Source organism: Nocardia alni, from assembly GCF_019038435.1.
GTDB classification, from domain to species: domain Bacteria; phylum Actinomycetota; class Actinomycetes; order Mycobacteriales; family Mycobacteriaceae; genus Nocardia; species Nocardia alni.
This window is the reverse complement of record NZ_JAGPOX010000031.1, coordinates 44,828-60,116: the sequence shown is the minus strand read 5'-3', so window position 1 is coordinate 60,116 and position 15,289 is coordinate 44,828. Positions and strand designations below refer to the sequence as shown.

13 protein-coding genes and 1 pseudogene are annotated in these 15,289 nt (G+C 67.6%); 7 read left to right on the top strand and 7 right to left on the bottom strand.

Annotated features, from left to right (window positions below; translation table 11 throughout):
* Positions 1 to 387: 387 nt before the first annotated feature.
* The 5 genes from sucB (at position 388) to lipA (ending at position 5,615) form a co-directional block, all read left to right on the top strand.
* On the top strand, positions 388 to 2,178 hold the full coding sequence (gene sucB / locus JZ791_RS14655) for a 2-oxoglutarate dehydrogenase, E2 component, dihydrolipoamide succinyltransferase (protein WP_216895088.1): 1,791 nt from the start codon (positions 388 to 390) through the stop codon (positions 2,176 to 2,178).
* Positions 2,179 to 2,181: 3 nt separating this feature from the next.
* Positions 2,182 to 3,072, top strand: coding sequence for a TIGR01777 family oxidoreductase (locus JZ791_RS14650; protein WP_216895086.1), 891 nt, complete (start codon positions 2,182 to 2,184; stop codon positions 3,070 to 3,072).
* A 120-nt stretch (positions 3,073 to 3,192) separates the two neighbouring features.
* Positions 3,193 to 3,756: a GNAT family N-acetyltransferase gene (locus tag JZ791_RS14645; RefSeq protein WP_216895084.1), complete on the top strand. Its 564-nt coding sequence runs from the start codon at positions 3,193 to 3,195 to the stop codon at positions 3,754 to 3,756.
* A gap of 59 nt (positions 3,757 to 3,815) precedes the next feature.
* Complete coding sequence (lipB, locus tag JZ791_RS14640) at positions 3,816 to 4,550, top strand: lipoyl(octanoyl) transferase LipB (RefSeq protein ID WP_216895135.1); 735 nt, start codon at positions 3,816 to 3,818, stop codon at positions 4,548 to 4,550.
* A gap of 24 nt (positions 4,551 to 4,574) precedes the next feature.
* Positions 4,575 to 5,615: a lipoyl synthase gene (gene lipA, locus JZ791_RS14635; protein WP_216895082.1), complete on the top strand. Its 1,041-nt coding sequence runs from the start codon at positions 4,575 to 4,577 to the stop codon at positions 5,613 to 5,615.
* A gap of 37 nt (positions 5,616 to 5,652) precedes the next feature.
* Here lipA and JZ791_RS14630 read toward each other — a convergent pair whose 3' ends face one another.
* From JZ791_RS14630 to JZ791_RS14620, 3 genes are all read right to left on the bottom strand, one after another.
* Complete coding sequence (locus tag JZ791_RS14630; protein ID WP_216895081.1) at positions 5,653 to 6,465, bottom strand: nucleotidyl transferase AbiEii/AbiGii toxin family protein; 813 nt, start codon at positions 6,463 to 6,465, stop codon at positions 5,653 to 5,655.
* 92 nt (positions 6,466 to 6,557) lie between these two features.
* Complete coding sequence (locus tag JZ791_RS14625) at positions 6,558 to 7,214, bottom strand: type IV toxin-antitoxin system AbiEi family antitoxin domain-containing protein (protein ID WP_216895079.1); 657 nt, start codon at positions 7,212 to 7,214, stop codon at positions 6,558 to 6,560.
* Positions 7,215 to 7,439: 225 nt separating this feature from the next.
* Positions 7,440 to 8,018 (bottom strand): TetR/AcrR family transcriptional regulator, encoded by a 579-nt coding sequence (locus JZ791_RS14620; protein ID WP_216895077.1) that lies wholly within the window; start codon positions 8,016 to 8,018, stop codon positions 7,440 to 7,442.
* 91 nt (positions 8,019 to 8,109) lie between these two features.
* On the opposite strand from JZ791_RS14620, the pseudogene JZ791_RS14615 reads away from it, so the two are divergent.
* A pseudogene (locus tag JZ791_RS14615) lies at positions 8,110 to 9,053 on the top strand (NADP-dependent oxidoreductase).
* Positions 9,054 to 9,142: 89 nt separating this feature from the next.
* Here JZ791_RS14615 and JZ791_RS14610 read toward each other — a convergent pair.
* Positions 9,143 to 9,736 (bottom strand): hypothetical protein, encoded by a 594-nt coding sequence (locus JZ791_RS14610; protein WP_216895075.1) that lies wholly within the window; start codon positions 9,734 to 9,736, stop codon positions 9,143 to 9,145.
* Between the two features lie 178 nt (positions 9,737 to 9,914).
* Positions 9,915 to 11,351, bottom strand: a complete 1,437-nt coding sequence (glnA, locus tag JZ791_RS14605) for a type I glutamate--ammonia ligase (RefSeq protein ID WP_216895073.1) — start codon at positions 11,349 to 11,351, stop codon at positions 9,915 to 9,917.
* 353 nt (positions 11,352 to 11,704) lie between these two features.
* Between glnA and JZ791_RS14600 the strand changes: the two genes are divergently transcribed.
* Complete coding sequence (locus JZ791_RS14600; RefSeq protein WP_216895071.1) at positions 11,705 to 12,241, top strand: RDD family protein; 537 nt, start codon at positions 11,705 to 11,707, stop codon at positions 12,239 to 12,241.
* 11 nt (positions 12,242 to 12,252) lie between these two features.
* Here JZ791_RS14600 and JZ791_RS14595 read toward each other — a convergent pair whose 3' ends face one another.
* Both JZ791_RS14595 and JZ791_RS14590 read right to left on the bottom strand, forming a co-directional pair.
* Positions 12,253 to 13,008: a DUF4191 domain-containing protein gene (locus JZ791_RS14595; RefSeq protein ID WP_216895069.1), complete on the bottom strand. Its 756-nt coding sequence runs from the start codon at positions 13,006 to 13,008 to the stop codon at positions 12,253 to 12,255.
* Positions 13,009 to 13,063: 55 nt separating this feature from the next.
* A complete protein-coding gene (locus tag JZ791_RS14590; RefSeq protein WP_216895067.1) occupies positions 13,064 to 15,286 on the bottom strand; it encodes an elongation factor G-like protein EF-G2 in 2,223 nt (740 codons plus the stop codon).
* Between the last annotated feature and the right edge of the window lie 3 nt (positions 15,287 to 15,289).

Here is a 15,289-nt window from a genome sequence, read left to right as displayed (position 1 = left end):
GGCCCGCCGCGTACTGTCCACGGCTCCTTTCGCTCACCCGATGCATCGATGGTGCCAGCATCCCCTGTGACGGGGCTGAGGGCGACCCGGGCACATGGACCGACGGCGCAAACCATGGGACACGACACGCCCTGTGGTACGTGCCGAGGCGGCGAGTGCAAGGATGGACAGCTGGAACAAGAACCACACGGATCTCCGGTGCCACACAACGTTCGGTGGCGGGGCAGCGGCCGGTGCGTTCCGGACTCTGCGGCGGGAGTTCATACGACCGCCGAGGGCCCGGCGCATCTACCGCATAGACTCGCCACATCTGCCGCGACCCGCGGTGAGCGACCACCGAGAGACAACTGTTGTAGACCCGTCGAGCAGTTATAGGAGTCAACGGACATGGCCTTCTCCGTCCAGATGCCGGCCCTTGGTGAGAGCGTCACCGAGGGCACTGTGACCAGGTGGCTGAAGCAGGAAGGAGACACGGTCGAGGTCGACGAGCCGTTGCTCGAGGTGTCCACCGACAAGGTCGACACCGAGATCCCCGCGCCTACCGCCGGTGTGCTCACCAAGATCGTGGCCAAAGAGGACGACGTCGTCGAGGTCGGCGGCGAGCTCGGTGTGATCGGCACCGCCGACGAGGCCGCCTCGGCGCCCGCACCGGCCGCGCCCGCACCGCAGGCCGAGGCCCCGGCGCAGCCGCAGGCCCAGGCGCAGCCCGAGGCTCCGGCCCCCGCGCCCCAGCCCGCCGCGCCCGCACCGGCCCCGGCTGCCCAGGCGCAGGCATCGAGCGGTGACTCCGGCACCTCGGTCAAGATGCCCGAACTCGGCGAGTCCGTGACAGAGGGCACCGTCACTCGCTGGCTCAAGCAGGTCGGCGATTCGGTTGCGGTGGATGAGCCGCTACTCGAGGTGTCCACCGACAAGGTCGATACGGAGATCCCGTCGCCGGTCGCCGGAACCTTGCTGGAGATCACTGCGAACGAGGACGATGTCGTCGCGGTCGGCGGTCAGCTGGGTGTGATCGGCAGCGGCGCCCCTGCGGCCGCGCCGGCTCCCGCACCTGCCCCGGCACCGGCCCCTGCTCCAGCACCTGCCCCTGCTCCAGCGCCCGCACCTGCTCCAGCGCCCGCACCTGCGGCCGCCGCCCCGGCTCCCGCGCCTGCGCCGGCTCCCGCACCGGCCCCGGCTCCCGCGCCCGCCGCTGCTCCCGCCCACGCCGCCTCCGGCAACGGCAGTTCCGACGCCCCGTACGTGACCCCGCTGGTCCGAAAGCTGGCCGCGGAGAACAACGTCGACCTCGCCGCCCTCACGGGTTCCGGCGTCGGCGGACGCATCCGCAAGCAGGACGTCCTGGCTGCCGCCGAGGCCACCAAGGCCCCCGCCGCGGCCGCGGCCCCGGCTCCGGCCGCTGCCGCCGCGCCGAAGGCTCCCTCCGCTCCGGTCGGCGTGCGTCCGGCGCTGCAGGCGCTGCGCGGAACCACCCAGAAGGCCAACCGCATCCGCCAGATCACCGCGGCCAAGACCCTGGAGTCGCTGCAGACCACCGCGCAGCTCACCCAGACCCACGAGGCCGACGTGACCAAGATCGCCGCGCTGCGCGGAAAGGCCAAGGCCGCGTTCGCCGATCGCGAGGGCGTGAACCTGACCTTCCTGCCGTTCTTCGCCAAGGCCGCGGTCGAGGCGCTGGGCGTGCACCCGAACGTCAACGCCTCCTACAACCAGGAGACCAAGGAGGTCACCTACCACTCGGCCGTGCACCTGGGCATCGCGGTGGACACCGAGCAGGGCCTGCTCTCCCCGATCATCCACAACGCCAGCGACCTGTCGCTGGCGGGCCTGGCCCGCGCGATCGCCGATATCGCCAACCGCGCCCGCACCGGCGGCCTGAAGCCGGACGAGCTGGCCGGAGGCACCTTCACGATCACCAACATCGGCAGCCAGGGCGCGTTGTTCGACACTCCGATCCTGGTCCCGCCGCAGGCGGCGATGCTGGGCACCGGCGCGATCGTCAAGCGGCCCATGGTGATCTCGGACAACGGCGACGAGTTCATCGGCATCCGCTCGATGTGCTATCTGCCGCTGACCTACGACCACCGGCTGATCGACGGCGCCGACGCCGGACGCTTCCTCACCACCATCCGGCACCGCCTGGAAGAGGCCGCGTTCGAGGCCGATCTCGGTCTGTAACGCATGAGGGTTGTGGTCGCGGGGTCGTCCGGTTTCATCGGCACGGCCCTGGTGGCGGCGCTGCGCCGGGACGGGCACGAGGTCGGCCGTCTGGTGCGGCGCCCCGCCGCCGCCCCGGACGAGTTCGGCTGGGATCCCGCCCGGGCGCAGGTGCCCGAGCGGGCCCTGCGGGGCGCGGACGCCGTGGTCAACCTCTGCGGCGCCGGTATCGGGAGCCGGCGCTGGAACGGCAGCTACAAACAGGAGCTGCGGGACAGCCGGATCACCCCGACCGATGTGCTGGCCGGCGCGGTCGCCGCGGCGGGGGTGCCGACGCTGATCAACGCCAGCGGCGTGAGCTACTACGACGGCACGGGCGACCGGGTGGTCACCGAAACCTCTCCGCCCGGAACGGGTTTCCTGAGCACCCTGTGCCGCGACTGGGAGAACGCGACACAGCCCGCGGCCGCCGCGGGGACGCGCGTGGTGCGGCTGCGCAGCGCGCTGGTGCTGTCCCGGCACGGCGGCCTGCTGAAGATGCTCGAGCCGCTGTACTCCCTGGGGCTGGGCGGCCGGCTCGGGAACGGCCGCCAGTACATGCCGTGGATCTCCCTGGCCGACGAGATCGGCGCGATTCTGTTCGCCCTCACCCACGAATCGGTGTCCGGTCCGGTGAATACGACCGGTCCCGCACCGGTGACCAACGCCGAATTCACCCGGGCCCTGGCCCGGATCATGCACCGCCCCGCCGCACTGGTGGTGCCCTCGATCGCACTGCGCGCGGTGGTCGGCGAATTCGCCGACGAGGCGATTCTGCACGGCCCCCGAGCCATCCCCGCCGCTCTCGAACAAGCGGGATACGAGTTCCAGCATCGCACCATCGGGCAGGCCCTCACCTCGGTCTTCCAGCGCTGACCCGTTTCTCGCCTATCGGCGCACGGCGGATCCGTTCTGTTCCGCGATCGTCCGGATGATGTTGCTCACTACCGAATCAGGGGAGTTCGGGGATTACGGAGCCCCGGCTACCGTTGGGTGGTGACTGCGCAGCAACAGGCGGTATCGATTCGCGACGCCCGGGAGACGGACCTGCCGGAGATCCTGACGATCCACAACACCGCGATCGCCGAGACCACCGCGATCTGGGATACCGAACCGGTCGGCCTCGACGAGCGGCTCGCCTGGTGGCGCACGCGCACGGCGGGCGGCTTCCCGGTGCTGGTCGCCGATATCGACGGCACCGTGGCCGGATACGCCAGTTACGGCCAGTGGCGGCCCAAGTCCGGATACCGCTTCAGCGTGGAGAATTCGGTGTATGTGGCCCCGGGGTTCCAGCGCCTCGGCATCGCCACGGCCCTGCTGACCGAGCTGCTCGAACGAGCCCGCGGGGCCGGCACGGTGCACGCGGTGATCGCCGCGATCGAATCGTCCAATACGACGTCCATCACATTGCACGAGAAGTTCGGCTTCCGCACCGTGGGGGTACTCCCGGAAGTGGGTCACAAGTTCGATCGATGGATGGATCTCACTTTGATGCAGCTCACACTGGCCACCACGGATGTCGTTGATTCCGGTCACGATAAAGTAACGTTCGCGTCGTGAGTGAGCCTTCGAACAGCGCAGTGTCGCCCGGCGTAACCGACACCTCCGCGCTTCCGGTCATCCCGCCCGCCCGTCGGCTCACCGAGTCCGCGCGTTTCGACGAGTCGCCGGTCGTCGTCGACTACCTCGGGCGGGTCGACTACCAGAGCGCCTGGGATACGCAGCGCGCCATCGCCGCCGAGCGCGCGCGGGGCGAGGGGCAGGATCACCTGCTGCTGCTCGAGCATCCCGCGGTCTACACCGCGGGCCGCCGCACCGAACCGCAGGACGGCCCGTCCGACGGCAGTCCGGTGGTGCGGGTCGACCGCGGCGGCAAGCTGACCTGGCACGGTCCGGGCCAGTTGGTCGGGTATCCGATCGTGCGGCTGGCCGAGCCGGTCGACGTCGTCGACTACGTGCGACGGCTGGAGGAGGCGCTGATCTGCGTGTGCACCGATCTGGGCGTGCAGTGCGGTCGCGTGCCCGGACGGTCCGGCGTCTGGATTCCGGCCAACTCCCTGCAACCCGAGCGCAAAGTGGCCGCTATCGGCGTGCGCGTCGAACGCGGCGTTGCCCTGCACGGCATCTCGCTCAACTGCGACTGCGCCATGGACGGTTTCGACGCGATCGTGCCGTGCGGTATCCGCGACGCCGGTGTCACGACGCTGTCCCGGGAACTGGGCCGCGACGTCACGGTCACCGAGGTGCTGCCGCGGGTGTCCCAGGCGATCGTGCGCGCCCTGGACGGTCAGCTGCCGATCTGCGATCACGATATCGCGCACGTCACACCGATCGGAGCCGGAGCCGAGGGCTGAGATCGCTGGCGTAGCATCGGTCGAGTGACCTCCGTCGACACCCCGACACCCAGTAATCCGGTTTCACCCAACGGCCGGAAACTGCTCCGCATCGAAGCTCGCAACGCCGAGACCCCGATCGAGCGCAAACCCGCGTGGATCCGCACCCGCGCCACCATGGGCCCGGAGTACTCCGAGCTCAAGGGCCTGGTCAAACGCGAAGGGCTGCATACGGTCTGCGAGGAGGCGGGCTGTCCCAACATCTTCGAATGCTGGGAGGACCGCGAGGCCACGTTCCTGATCGGCGGCGAGCAGTGCACCCGCCGCTGCGACTTCTGCCAGATCGACACCGGCAAGCCCGACGAACTCGACCGCGACGAGCCGCGCCGGGTAGCCGAGAGCGTCCAGGCGATGGGCCTGCGCTATTCCACGATCACCGGCGTGGCCCGCGACGACCTCCCCGACGGCGGCGCCTGGCTGTACGCGGAAACCGTGCGCGCGATCAAGCGCCTCAACCCGCACACCGGCGTCGAACTGCTGATCCCCGACTTCAACGCCAAGCCCGAGCAACTGGCCGAGGTCTTCTCGGCCCGCCCCGAGGTGCTGGCGCACAACCTGGAAACCGTTCCGCGCGTATTCAAGCGGATCCGCCCCGCATTCCGCTACGAGCGCTCCCTGTCGGTCCTGACCGCCGCCCGCGAGGCCGGCCTGGTCACCAAGTCGAACCTCATCCTCGGCATGGGCGAAACCCCCGAAGAGGTCACCCAGGCAATGCGCGACCTGCACGAGGCCGGCTGCGACATCCTCACCATCACCCAGTACCTGCGCCCCTCCCCCCGCCACCACCCGGTCGACCGCTGGGTCAGGCCGGAAGAATTCGTCGAACACTCCCGCGTCGCCACCGAAATCGGCTTCGCAGGCGTCATGGCCGGGCCGCTGGTCCGTTCCTCCTACCGCGCGGGTCGCCTGTACGCCCAAGCCATGGCCCACCACGGCCGCGAAATCGCCCCCGAAATGGCCCACCTCGCCCAGGAAGGCACCGCCTCCCAGGAGGCCACCTCGGTCTTGGCCCGCTTCGGCGGCTAATCGAAACGGCCTGAGCCGAGGCCGATTTCGGCCTCGGCTACTTCGCCAGCCATGCTCGGGTGGTGGGATCCCATCTAAGGTTTTGCGCCGTATCGACTGTAAGTAGGTCGGCAAAACCAATGACGGTGGCGACGAGATCGGTGAAGTTGTCGGGGTAGTTTTTGCCTGCTTCGCCTTGGCGGCGGCGCCACGCGGTGTAAGGCGCTTGGCGTCGAACCGGTAAATCAGAAATCGCGTCGGTGAGTGAGCGTAGTTGGATGCCCCGGTGGCTAGCGGTGTTGTGCAGCGCGGTGGTTAGTTCATTGCCGTCGAGTTGGTGACGAGTGATGAGCTGATGGAGGTCCGCATAGTCACGATCTCGGGTGTTGAGATCGCCGAGAGCGATTGCAGTAGAGAGTTTTTCGGCGATGACCGTGGCAATCGGATAGCCGTAGAGCGAGAAGGTCGCCGCTGTCAGACATTGGGGGTATTCGATCCGTGCCGGGGAGGGAGTGATGGGATCGCCGAAGCTGACGTCGAGTTGTAGCTTCAGGCGTGCGCGACTGAGCGTTGCATTCATGGCCAGTCGCAGGCCGTGGTACTCGTCGTCCTGACGAATGGGCACGGTTGTGAGAGTGTCGGATTCGAAGATCACACCATCATCGACATCTGTACCAGCGATCTGTGTGATCCGACGAATGATCTCCTCTTCCTCTCCAGGAAATGCCCGGCCAAGTATGTCGATATCGCGGGTAACACGCCGCGCTCCGAACTGGGCGAGCAGAAGGCCACCTTTGAGGACGAAGTGCTGCTGGCCGAGCGGGTGGACACTGATGCGGTAGAGGAAGCGTTCGAGCAGGTATTCGAGCATGACTTGGTCTGTGGGAGCGCCGTTACGGCGAGCCAGGTTCCGCAGGTCGTTGTAAACGCGGCCCGCGGTCGTATCGCGAGTCGGATTCGGCATCAGGCAAGCACCGCTTCTATGGCTGGACGGAGGACGGACATCCCACCGAGTTCACGTGCGGCGCGCTGGAGGTCGGCGACACCCTGCTGACCGCTACGGCGCAGATAGCGGTTGAGCGCGGATAGCGCGAGACTACGTCCCTCCGCGCCCCTCGAGCGCATGGCATCGACGATCGACCGGGCTCCGCTGTAGACCTGAACAGATTCTCCCGGCGCCACCTCGAACTGTTCGATCGCGAAGTCGAAGGTAGCGACTGCGTACTGCGAGACCCGGGTGGGCGGGTACTTGATCGAAGGCCGGTGGCTGCCACGCGGTACGGCGATGCGAACCTCGTGCGGAATGTCATCGATGAGTTCGTGCAGACTCAGAGCAGATTCCCCACACACGACCGCACGCGGCGCTCGTGTGCACACAGCGAGCAGATCGAGGTGCGCAGTCGACTCGGCGTCAGCACGCCGGTAAACGCCATGCGAAAGCTCATCGACCTCACCTGCATCCCGCAGCGCCGCCAAATCACGCGCAGAGAGCCCAACGACCGCCGCTAGGTGCGCGGTGAACGTCGGCGGTAGCTGTGACAGCCGCTCGAACAAGCGCTTCCCGGAGCTGGTCATGTATGAAATCCTACCCACCAATGTATGCAATGGGTAGGATTTCATACATGACCAGCTCCACTCGCGGCCGGACGTTCACTCACGGGCGGCGAGATGGTCTTACAGATCGTCAAGCCCCACCACCAGTCTCGAGTAGCCGATGTGCGGGCCGTAGCTGACACCGCGCACCCTCGATATCAGCGGCGCTTCGCGATAGAGACGGCTGGTCGAGGTGTTCCTCGGCAGGGCCACCTACGCAGACTGTGGAGTGTTGGCCTATCGCCCGTGCGGTTACCGGCGGGCTGGCGGCCGCAGTCCATCCATGAGGAGGTCCAGCAGGCGGCTGGCGAGGACTTCTCGGTGGGGTTTGGGGGCCACGGTGAAGATGCCGATGAGGCTCGCGGCGATGTCTTCGGCGGGGACGTCTCGGCGGAGGTCGTCGGCCGCGTGGCCGGCGTCGAGGATTGTGGTGATGGCGGCCAGTAGCTCGGTTCGAGTCTGGCCGTGGGCGATCTCGCCTGTCTCGATCATCGCCAGCAGTGTGTCGAGCATGCCGTTCTTGGTCGCGATCCAGTCGCCGAACAGGTCCATCCAGCGCCGCATCGCCGCGGCCGGCGGCAGTTGGTCGAGCAGCTCGCGGGCGCCGGTCGTCAGCCGCACGACCTGGCCTCGGTAGACCGCATCGACCAGCGACTCTCTGGTGGGGAAGTGCCGGTAGAGCGTGGCGATGCCGACCTCGGCCGCACGGGCGATCGCACGCATCGACGGCTCGGTGTCAGCCGAGGCGAACACGCGGGTCGCCACCGCGAGCAACTGGTCGTGGTTACGGGTTGCGTCCGCCCGTGGCGCGCGGGTCTCCGCCTCAGTCAAAACGGATCACGCTCCGTTTGTGTTACAGTCGCCCATATAAGCGGAGCATAGTCCGTTTCGCTGTGTTCCTTCTACCGAGAGGCAGGCGAGCATGCCGGTGTGGAGTGATCGCGGAAGCCGGGCGGTTCAGCTCGATTCGTTCGGCGGCCCTGAAGTACTGGATATCCGCGAGGTTCCCATTCCAGAGGCCGGACCGGGACAGGTTCGTGTCCGGGTCACCGCTGCCGGGCTCAACCCGATGGACTGGTTCATGACCGCTGATGCGGATACCGCCGGCCGATTCGGCTTGACGCTACCGGTCGGATTCGGGACCGACTATGCGGGAGTGGTCGACCAGGTCGGTGACGGAGTGACCGGCTTCGCGCCGGGCGACCGAGTGTTCGGCGGCGCCCTGTCGCGCGCGGTCGCCGACTTCGTGGTGATCGACGTGGCCGGCGGCGCCGCGGCGAACGAAGCCCATCACACCCCTGACGGCGTCGACGACCGCACGGCCGCCACCCTCACGATCGCCGGACGCACGGCATCGGCCGCCCTGGCAGTCATCGAGCCTGGACCGGATGACACGGTGCTGATCGGTGGCGCGGGCGGCGGAGTCGGCGTGTTCGCCGTTCAACTGGCCCGGATCGCGGGGGCGCGCGTGATCGGGACGGGATCGGCGGCATCGGCCGATTACTGCGTGATCTAGGAGCCGAGCCCGTCGCTTACGGCGACGGTTTGGAGGACCGGGTCCGTACCCTCGCCCCCGGCGGCGTTACCGCTGCGATCGACCTCTTCGGAACGGAGACAGTGCACGCCGCAAGGGCACTCGGCGTCCCCGACGCCCGCATCACCACCATCGCCACCCAGATCGACGGAATCACACCGGCCAACGGAGCCAACGCCACCCCCGGCGCCCTGGAAGCACTCGCCGACTTGATCGCGACCGGCCGACTCCGTGTCCCCATCGCCGCAAACTTCCCGATCGAGCAAATCCGCACCGCAGTCGAACTCCAAGCGGGTCGACGCGTGAAGGGCAAAGTCGTCATCGACCTTTAGAAACAGGCCTGCCTAATTCACCCGCGCGACATCGCTATTCAAGCAGCCGTGGCCTCGTCCGTGAGCCCGCCGATCGCCGCCCCGCCGACTCAGGAAGGCAACGCGGCCCGGCGCTGAACGAGCGATCGGGTACCACTCGCGATGAGCGTAGCCGCGAGTTCATCCGGTTCGTCCACGGCGGTCAGTTCGGTGAGGGCCGCTGACAGGATCGCCGCCGCGTCGGTGGGCAGGTCCTCGAATTCGAGCATCGGCAGGAGCAGCAGCAGCCGCGCAGCACGACCGTCGGTGTCGGAAAGGCCGAGCAGTTCGGGCCAATACAGGTAGCCGTCCTGGCCACGCTCGGCGTCGGCCGCTCTTAACGTCCGGGAGTTTCGGGGGTCGTGGATGAAGAAGACGACGCCGATATCATCAGGCAGGGTGCAGTAGCAGAGGTAAACGCGACGACCGTCTTCGAGCGGGACCATGAACAGCGGCCAGTCCGGCAGGGCGTTGATGGCGTCCCGGTATTCGTAGGCCGCCTCATAGTCCGGCCCGAGTAGCAACCGGTCCACCACGGAATCGTGGAAGAAAGCCGCCAGATGCGATAGCCAGAAGAGATGGTCGTTCAGGAATTCGGGGTGCCAGCTGTAGGGACCGCCGCCGGACAAGCCGGGTATCTCGTCGGCTTCTCGAATCTGTGCCACACGAGAACGCTACCAATCGAATCGCGCCGGCGCTGGTTGTCTCGCGGCGCCCAAGGCAGACCGAAACCCGGCGGTCCGGAGGATCGATCTCCTCCATGGAAATGGGAGAGCCTTGAAATACCCTGAGCCCCGGTCAGATTCGACCGGGGCTCAGGAATGAGCTTGTGTTGCAGACGATTTAGACGTCGTAGTACAGCTCGAACTCGTACGGGTGCGGCCGCAGGTTGACCGGGGCGATCTCCTGGGTGCGCTTGATCTCGATCCAGGTTTCGATGAGGTCCTCGGTGAAGACGTTGCCTTCGGTGAGGTAGTCGTGGTCCTGCTCGAGCTTGTCGATCACCGAGGACAGGCTGGTGGGGGCCTGGGCGATGTTCTTGGCCTCCTCCGGCGGGAGCTCGTAGAGGTCCTTGTCGACGGGGGCTGCGGGCTCGAGCTTGCGCTTGATGCCGTCCAGGCCGGCCATCATCATGGCGGCGAAGGCCAGGTACGGGTTGCCCGAGGAGTCGGGGGCGCGGAACTCGAGGCGCTTGGCCTTCGGGTTGTTGCCGGTGACCGGAATGCGGACCGCGGCGGAGCGGTTGCGCTGCGAGTACACCAGGTTGATGGGGGCCTCGAAGCCCGGCACCAGGCGGTGGTAGGAGTTCACGGTCGGGTTGGTGAACGCCAGCAGCGACGGCGCGTGGTGCAGGATGCCGCCGATGTAGTGCCGCGCCAGATCCGACAGGCCCGCGTAGCCGGCCTCGTCGTGGAACAGCGGCTTGCCGTCCTTCCACAGCGACTGGTGCACGTGCATACCCGAACCGTTGTCACCGAACAGCGGCTTGGGCATGAAGGTGGCGGTCTTGCCCTCGGCCCACGCGGTGTTCTTGACGATGTACTTGAACAGCTGCAGATCGTCGGCCGCGGACAGCAGGGTGTTGAACTTGTAGTTGATCTCGGCCTGGCCGGCGGTGCCCACCTCGTGGTGGCCGCGCTCGATCTCGAAACCGGCGTTCTGCAGGTTGGTCGAGATCTTGTCGCGCAGGTCGACGTAGTGGTCGTACGGCGCGACGGGGAAGTAGCCGCCCTTCGGCCGAACCTTGTAGCCGCGGTTGGGGGTACCGTCCGGGTTGAACTCGGCGCCGGTGTTCCAGGAACCGGAGATCGAGTCGATCTCGTAGAACGAGCCGTTCATGGCCGAGTCGTAGCGGATCGAGTCGAAGATGTAGAACTCCGCCTCGGCGCCGAAGTACGCGGTGTCCGCGACACCGGTCGAGCGCAGGTACTCCTCCGCCTTGCGGGCGATGTTGCGCGGGTCGCGGCTGTAGGCCTCGCGCGTGAACGGGTCGTGCACGAAGTGGTTCAGGTTCAGCGTCTTCGCCGCGCGGAACGGGTCGAGACGCGCCGTGCTGAAGTCGGGCAGCAGCAGCATGTCGGACTCGTCGATCGACTGGAAGCCGCGCACCGAGGAGCCGTCGAACGCCAGACCCTCTTCGGCCAGGTCGGCCGTGAAGGCCTTGGCCGGGATCGAGAAGTGCTGCGCTACGCCGGGGAGGTCGGTGAACCGAACGTCGACGTATTCGACCTCCTCCTCCTTGATGTACTTGATGACCTCGTCGGCCGTGCTGAACGCCACTTAGTACTCCTTACGGATCGGTTCCCAGCCTGTGCCGATTGCTGGGCATCGTTGCTGAACGTTATGGACGCGGTGTTTCCCCGCAATCAAGGCTGTGTTTCGCCAGTGTTACACGTCGTGCTCGCCTGCGGGTCAGCGCCCACCCGCGTTGTCGGAGTCGGCCAGGCAATCGCCGAGCATGCTCCACCGGCAGGCATATCCTGCCATTGCCGCACGTTGGCGGATGTAAAGGCCGTGAAAATTATCGCGACCGTGTTGATGTCGTCACATCGAACCGTTCGGGGCGGTCGGTCGAATATCACATCCTGTCGGGCCGGTCTCTACGCTCCCACGGCCGTGGCTACGCTGAATGCATGGCGCGTATCACCGGTTCCTGGCTGTCCGGATCCCAAGCTGCGGAGGCAGGCGGCGGCCCGGATCCCGACGAGTACCCCGGCAAGCTGCTGGGAATGCCGGAATCCGGTGCGGGATCGCTGGTTTCGATGTCGCGACGCACCGTGGGCCTGTTCGTCGACTGGATCATCGCGACCGGTCTCGCGGCGCTCATCGTGCGCCCCAACCCCGGCCACATCATCGCGAAGATGCACGTCGCGGCCGGTCAGCAGCCGCCCTCGCATTTCGAGGCGATCACCAGCGCGCTGTCCACCCCGACCCTGCTGGTCTGGTTCGTGCTGGGCATCGTCACCGTGACGCTGTTCGGTTTCACCCCCGGCCAGTTCTTCCTGCGCATGCGAGTAACCCGGGTCGACGCCGCAGCCCCGGTCGGCTTCGTCCGCGCCCTGGTCCGCCAGATCCTGCTGATCTTCGTGGTCCCGGCCCTGTTCGCCGACTCCGACGGCCGCGGCATGCACGACCGCGCGACCGGAACCGGCCTCGTCCGCTCCCGCTAGTCGCCGACCGATCAGCTGCGCCGCCGCACCGTGCGCTGCACGCCGCGCATCTTGCCGCCGCCGGGCATCGGGCCCTTGGGCAGCGCGGGGCCGCCGCGGGTGGCCAGGGCGGTCAGGCGCCCCTCGAGCAGATCCATGCGCTTGGCATCGATATTGCGGGGAAGTTTGGTCAGGTAGCGCTGCAGTTCCTTGAGCGGGACCTGGCCCTGATCCTTGTCGTTGCCGATGACGATGTCGTAGATCGGGGTGTCGCCGACCAGCCGGGCGGCCTTCTTCTTCTCCTGGGTCAGCAGCGATTTGACCCGGTGCGGCGAACCCTCGCCGACGAGGATGACGCCGGGCAGGCCGAGCACGCGGTGCACCGCGTCGAGCTGGGCGGTCGCGGCGACGGCCTGGGTGGGCCGCCACTTGCCCTGCAGATTGTCCAGCACCCACCAGGCCGCACCGGCCTGATCCTCCATACGCGTGTAGGCGTGCTTCTGGGCGCGGCGGCCGAAGATGATGAACGCCACCAGACCACCCAGCACCAGGCCGATCGGCAGCAGGTACCACTGCATGTGAATGAACAGGCCGATGACGACCAAGATCACGGTGATACCGACGAAGGCGCCGATCATCAGCGGCAGCAGGAGCTTGTCTTCCTTGCGCTGCATCTGGAACACCTGCCAGAGCTGCTTGCGCCGCTCCTTGGACGCCTGCCTGCGCGCCGCCTTCTCCGCGGACTTCGCTTCCTTCGACGGCTTGCCGCCGCCCTTACCTGCTGCCATGCCTCCCAGGATAATGGGCGCTGATCGGCGGTGACCCACCGGAGAGGGGCTCCGCTCAGACCGGTGCACCCGCCTTCGTGCGGATACCGTCGGCCAACTGCTGCGGCATCGGCTCGTGCCGGATGTACGCGCGGGTGAACCGGGCCGCGCCGTGCGACAGGGAGCGCAGGTCGATTGCGTAACGGTTCAATTCGAGTTCGGGTACCTCGGCGCGGATCACGGTGCGCGCGGCCGAGGACGGCCCTGTTGGTTCGGTGCCCAGAACCCTGCCGCGGCGACTGGACAGGTCGCTCAGCACCGCGCCGACATAGTCGTCCGGAACGGTGACGCTCACCTCGGCGATCGGCTCGAGCAGGCTCAGCCGAGCTGCCGTCGCGGCCTCGCGCAGCGCCAGCGCCCCGGCGGTCTGGAAGGCCGCGTCGGAGGAGTCGACCGAGTGGGACTTGCCGTCGTACAGCGTCACCCGCACGTCCACCAGCGGATACCCGGCCACCACGCCCCGCAGGGCCTGGGCACGCACGCCCTTTTCCACGGATGGAATGAATTGTCGCGGCACGACCCCGCCGACCACCTTGTCCACGAATTCGATCCCGGAACCCCCCGGCAGCGGATTCACCTCGATCTCGCAGATCGCGTATTGGCCGTGACCGCCGGACTGTTTGACGTGCCGCCCGCGCCCGGACGAGGTGGAGGCGAACGTCTCGCGCAGCGCGACCTGGTGGTCGATCATGTCCACCTGCACCCCGAACCGCGAGCGCAGCCGTTCCAGCGCGACATCACGATGCGCCTCGCCCAGGCACCACAGCACCAACTGATGGGTCTGCCCGTTCTGTTCCAGCAGGACCGTCGGGTCCTCGGCGACCAGCCGGGACAGGCCCTGGGACAGCTTGTCCTCATCGGCCTTACTGTGCGCCTGGACCGCGACGGGCAGCAGCGGTTCGGGCATCGGCCACGGCTCGATCAGCAGCGGGGTCTCGCGCGCGGACAGGGTGTCGCCGGTCTCGGCGTGCCCGAGCTTGCTGACACAGGCGATATCCCCGGCGATGACCTCGGCGAGCGGGCGCTGCTGCTTGCCGAACGGCGCGGACACCGCACCCACTCGCTCGTCCAGGTCATGGTCGTGATCCGGCGCGTCGTGCCCGCTCTGTCCGTGGCCGCAGACGTGCACCGTCTCGTCCGGGCGCAGCGTTCCGGCGAACACCCGCACCAGCGACAGGCGGCCCACATACGGATCCGACGTCGTGCGAATCACCTCGGCGGCCAGCGGGGCCTTCGGATCGCAGGCCAGCCCGGCGGGCGCGGAGCCGTGTACCGGATCGGACGCGGCGACGACGTGTTCGGCGGGCGTGGGGAATCCGCGGGTGATCAGGTCGAGCACCTCCACCATGCCCAGTCCCTCGCGCGCGCCCTCCGGCGGTGGCGCGGCGATCAGGATGGGGTGGAAGGTGCCACGTGCGACCGCGCGTTCCAGATCGGTGACCACCGTCGCGAGGTCGATCTCCTCACCCTCGAGATAGCGGTCCATGAGGGTCTCGTCCTCGCTCTCGGCGATGATGCCCTCGAGCAGCCGGCCGCGTGCCTGCTCGATCGCCGCCGACTGGTCGGCCGTCGGCGCGGTCTGGGTGTGCAGACCGGCGGAATAGTCGAAGACCCGCTCGGTGAGCAGATCGACCAGCCCGACCACCGGGCGATGCCCGTCGCCGCCAGGCTCTCCGTACACCGGAAGATGTAGCGGCAGAACACGATCGGCCGCGCCGCCGCCCAGCATCTCGGCGCACGTGCGCGCCATGTCGTCGAAGTCGGCGCGGGCGGCGTCCAGATGGGTGATCACCAGCGCCCGGGGCATGCCCACCGCGGCGCACTCCTCCCACAGCGCCAGGGTCTGCCCGCCGACGCCCTCGGCGCCCGCGGCGGCGGAAATAATGAAAAGGGCCGCGTCCGCAGCGCGCAGACCGGCCCTCAGCTCGCCGACGAAATCGGCATACCCTGGTGTGTCCAGGAGATTGATCTTTATCCCCTCCCAGGCCACCGGCACCACCGACAATTGCACCGATCTGTGCTGACGTTGCTCGATGTCGTCGTAATCCGACACACAGGTGCCGTCCTCGACCCTCCCGGCCCGGGTCACCGCCCCCGTCTCCATGGCCAACGCCTCGACCAGCGTCGTCTTCCCCGAACCGGTATGCCCGACCAGTACGACATTGCGGATGTCCTCGGGCCGCTGAGCCGTCACCACCTTGCCGTTGGTGGCCGCCTGCGTACTCGCTCTCTCGACCATGTG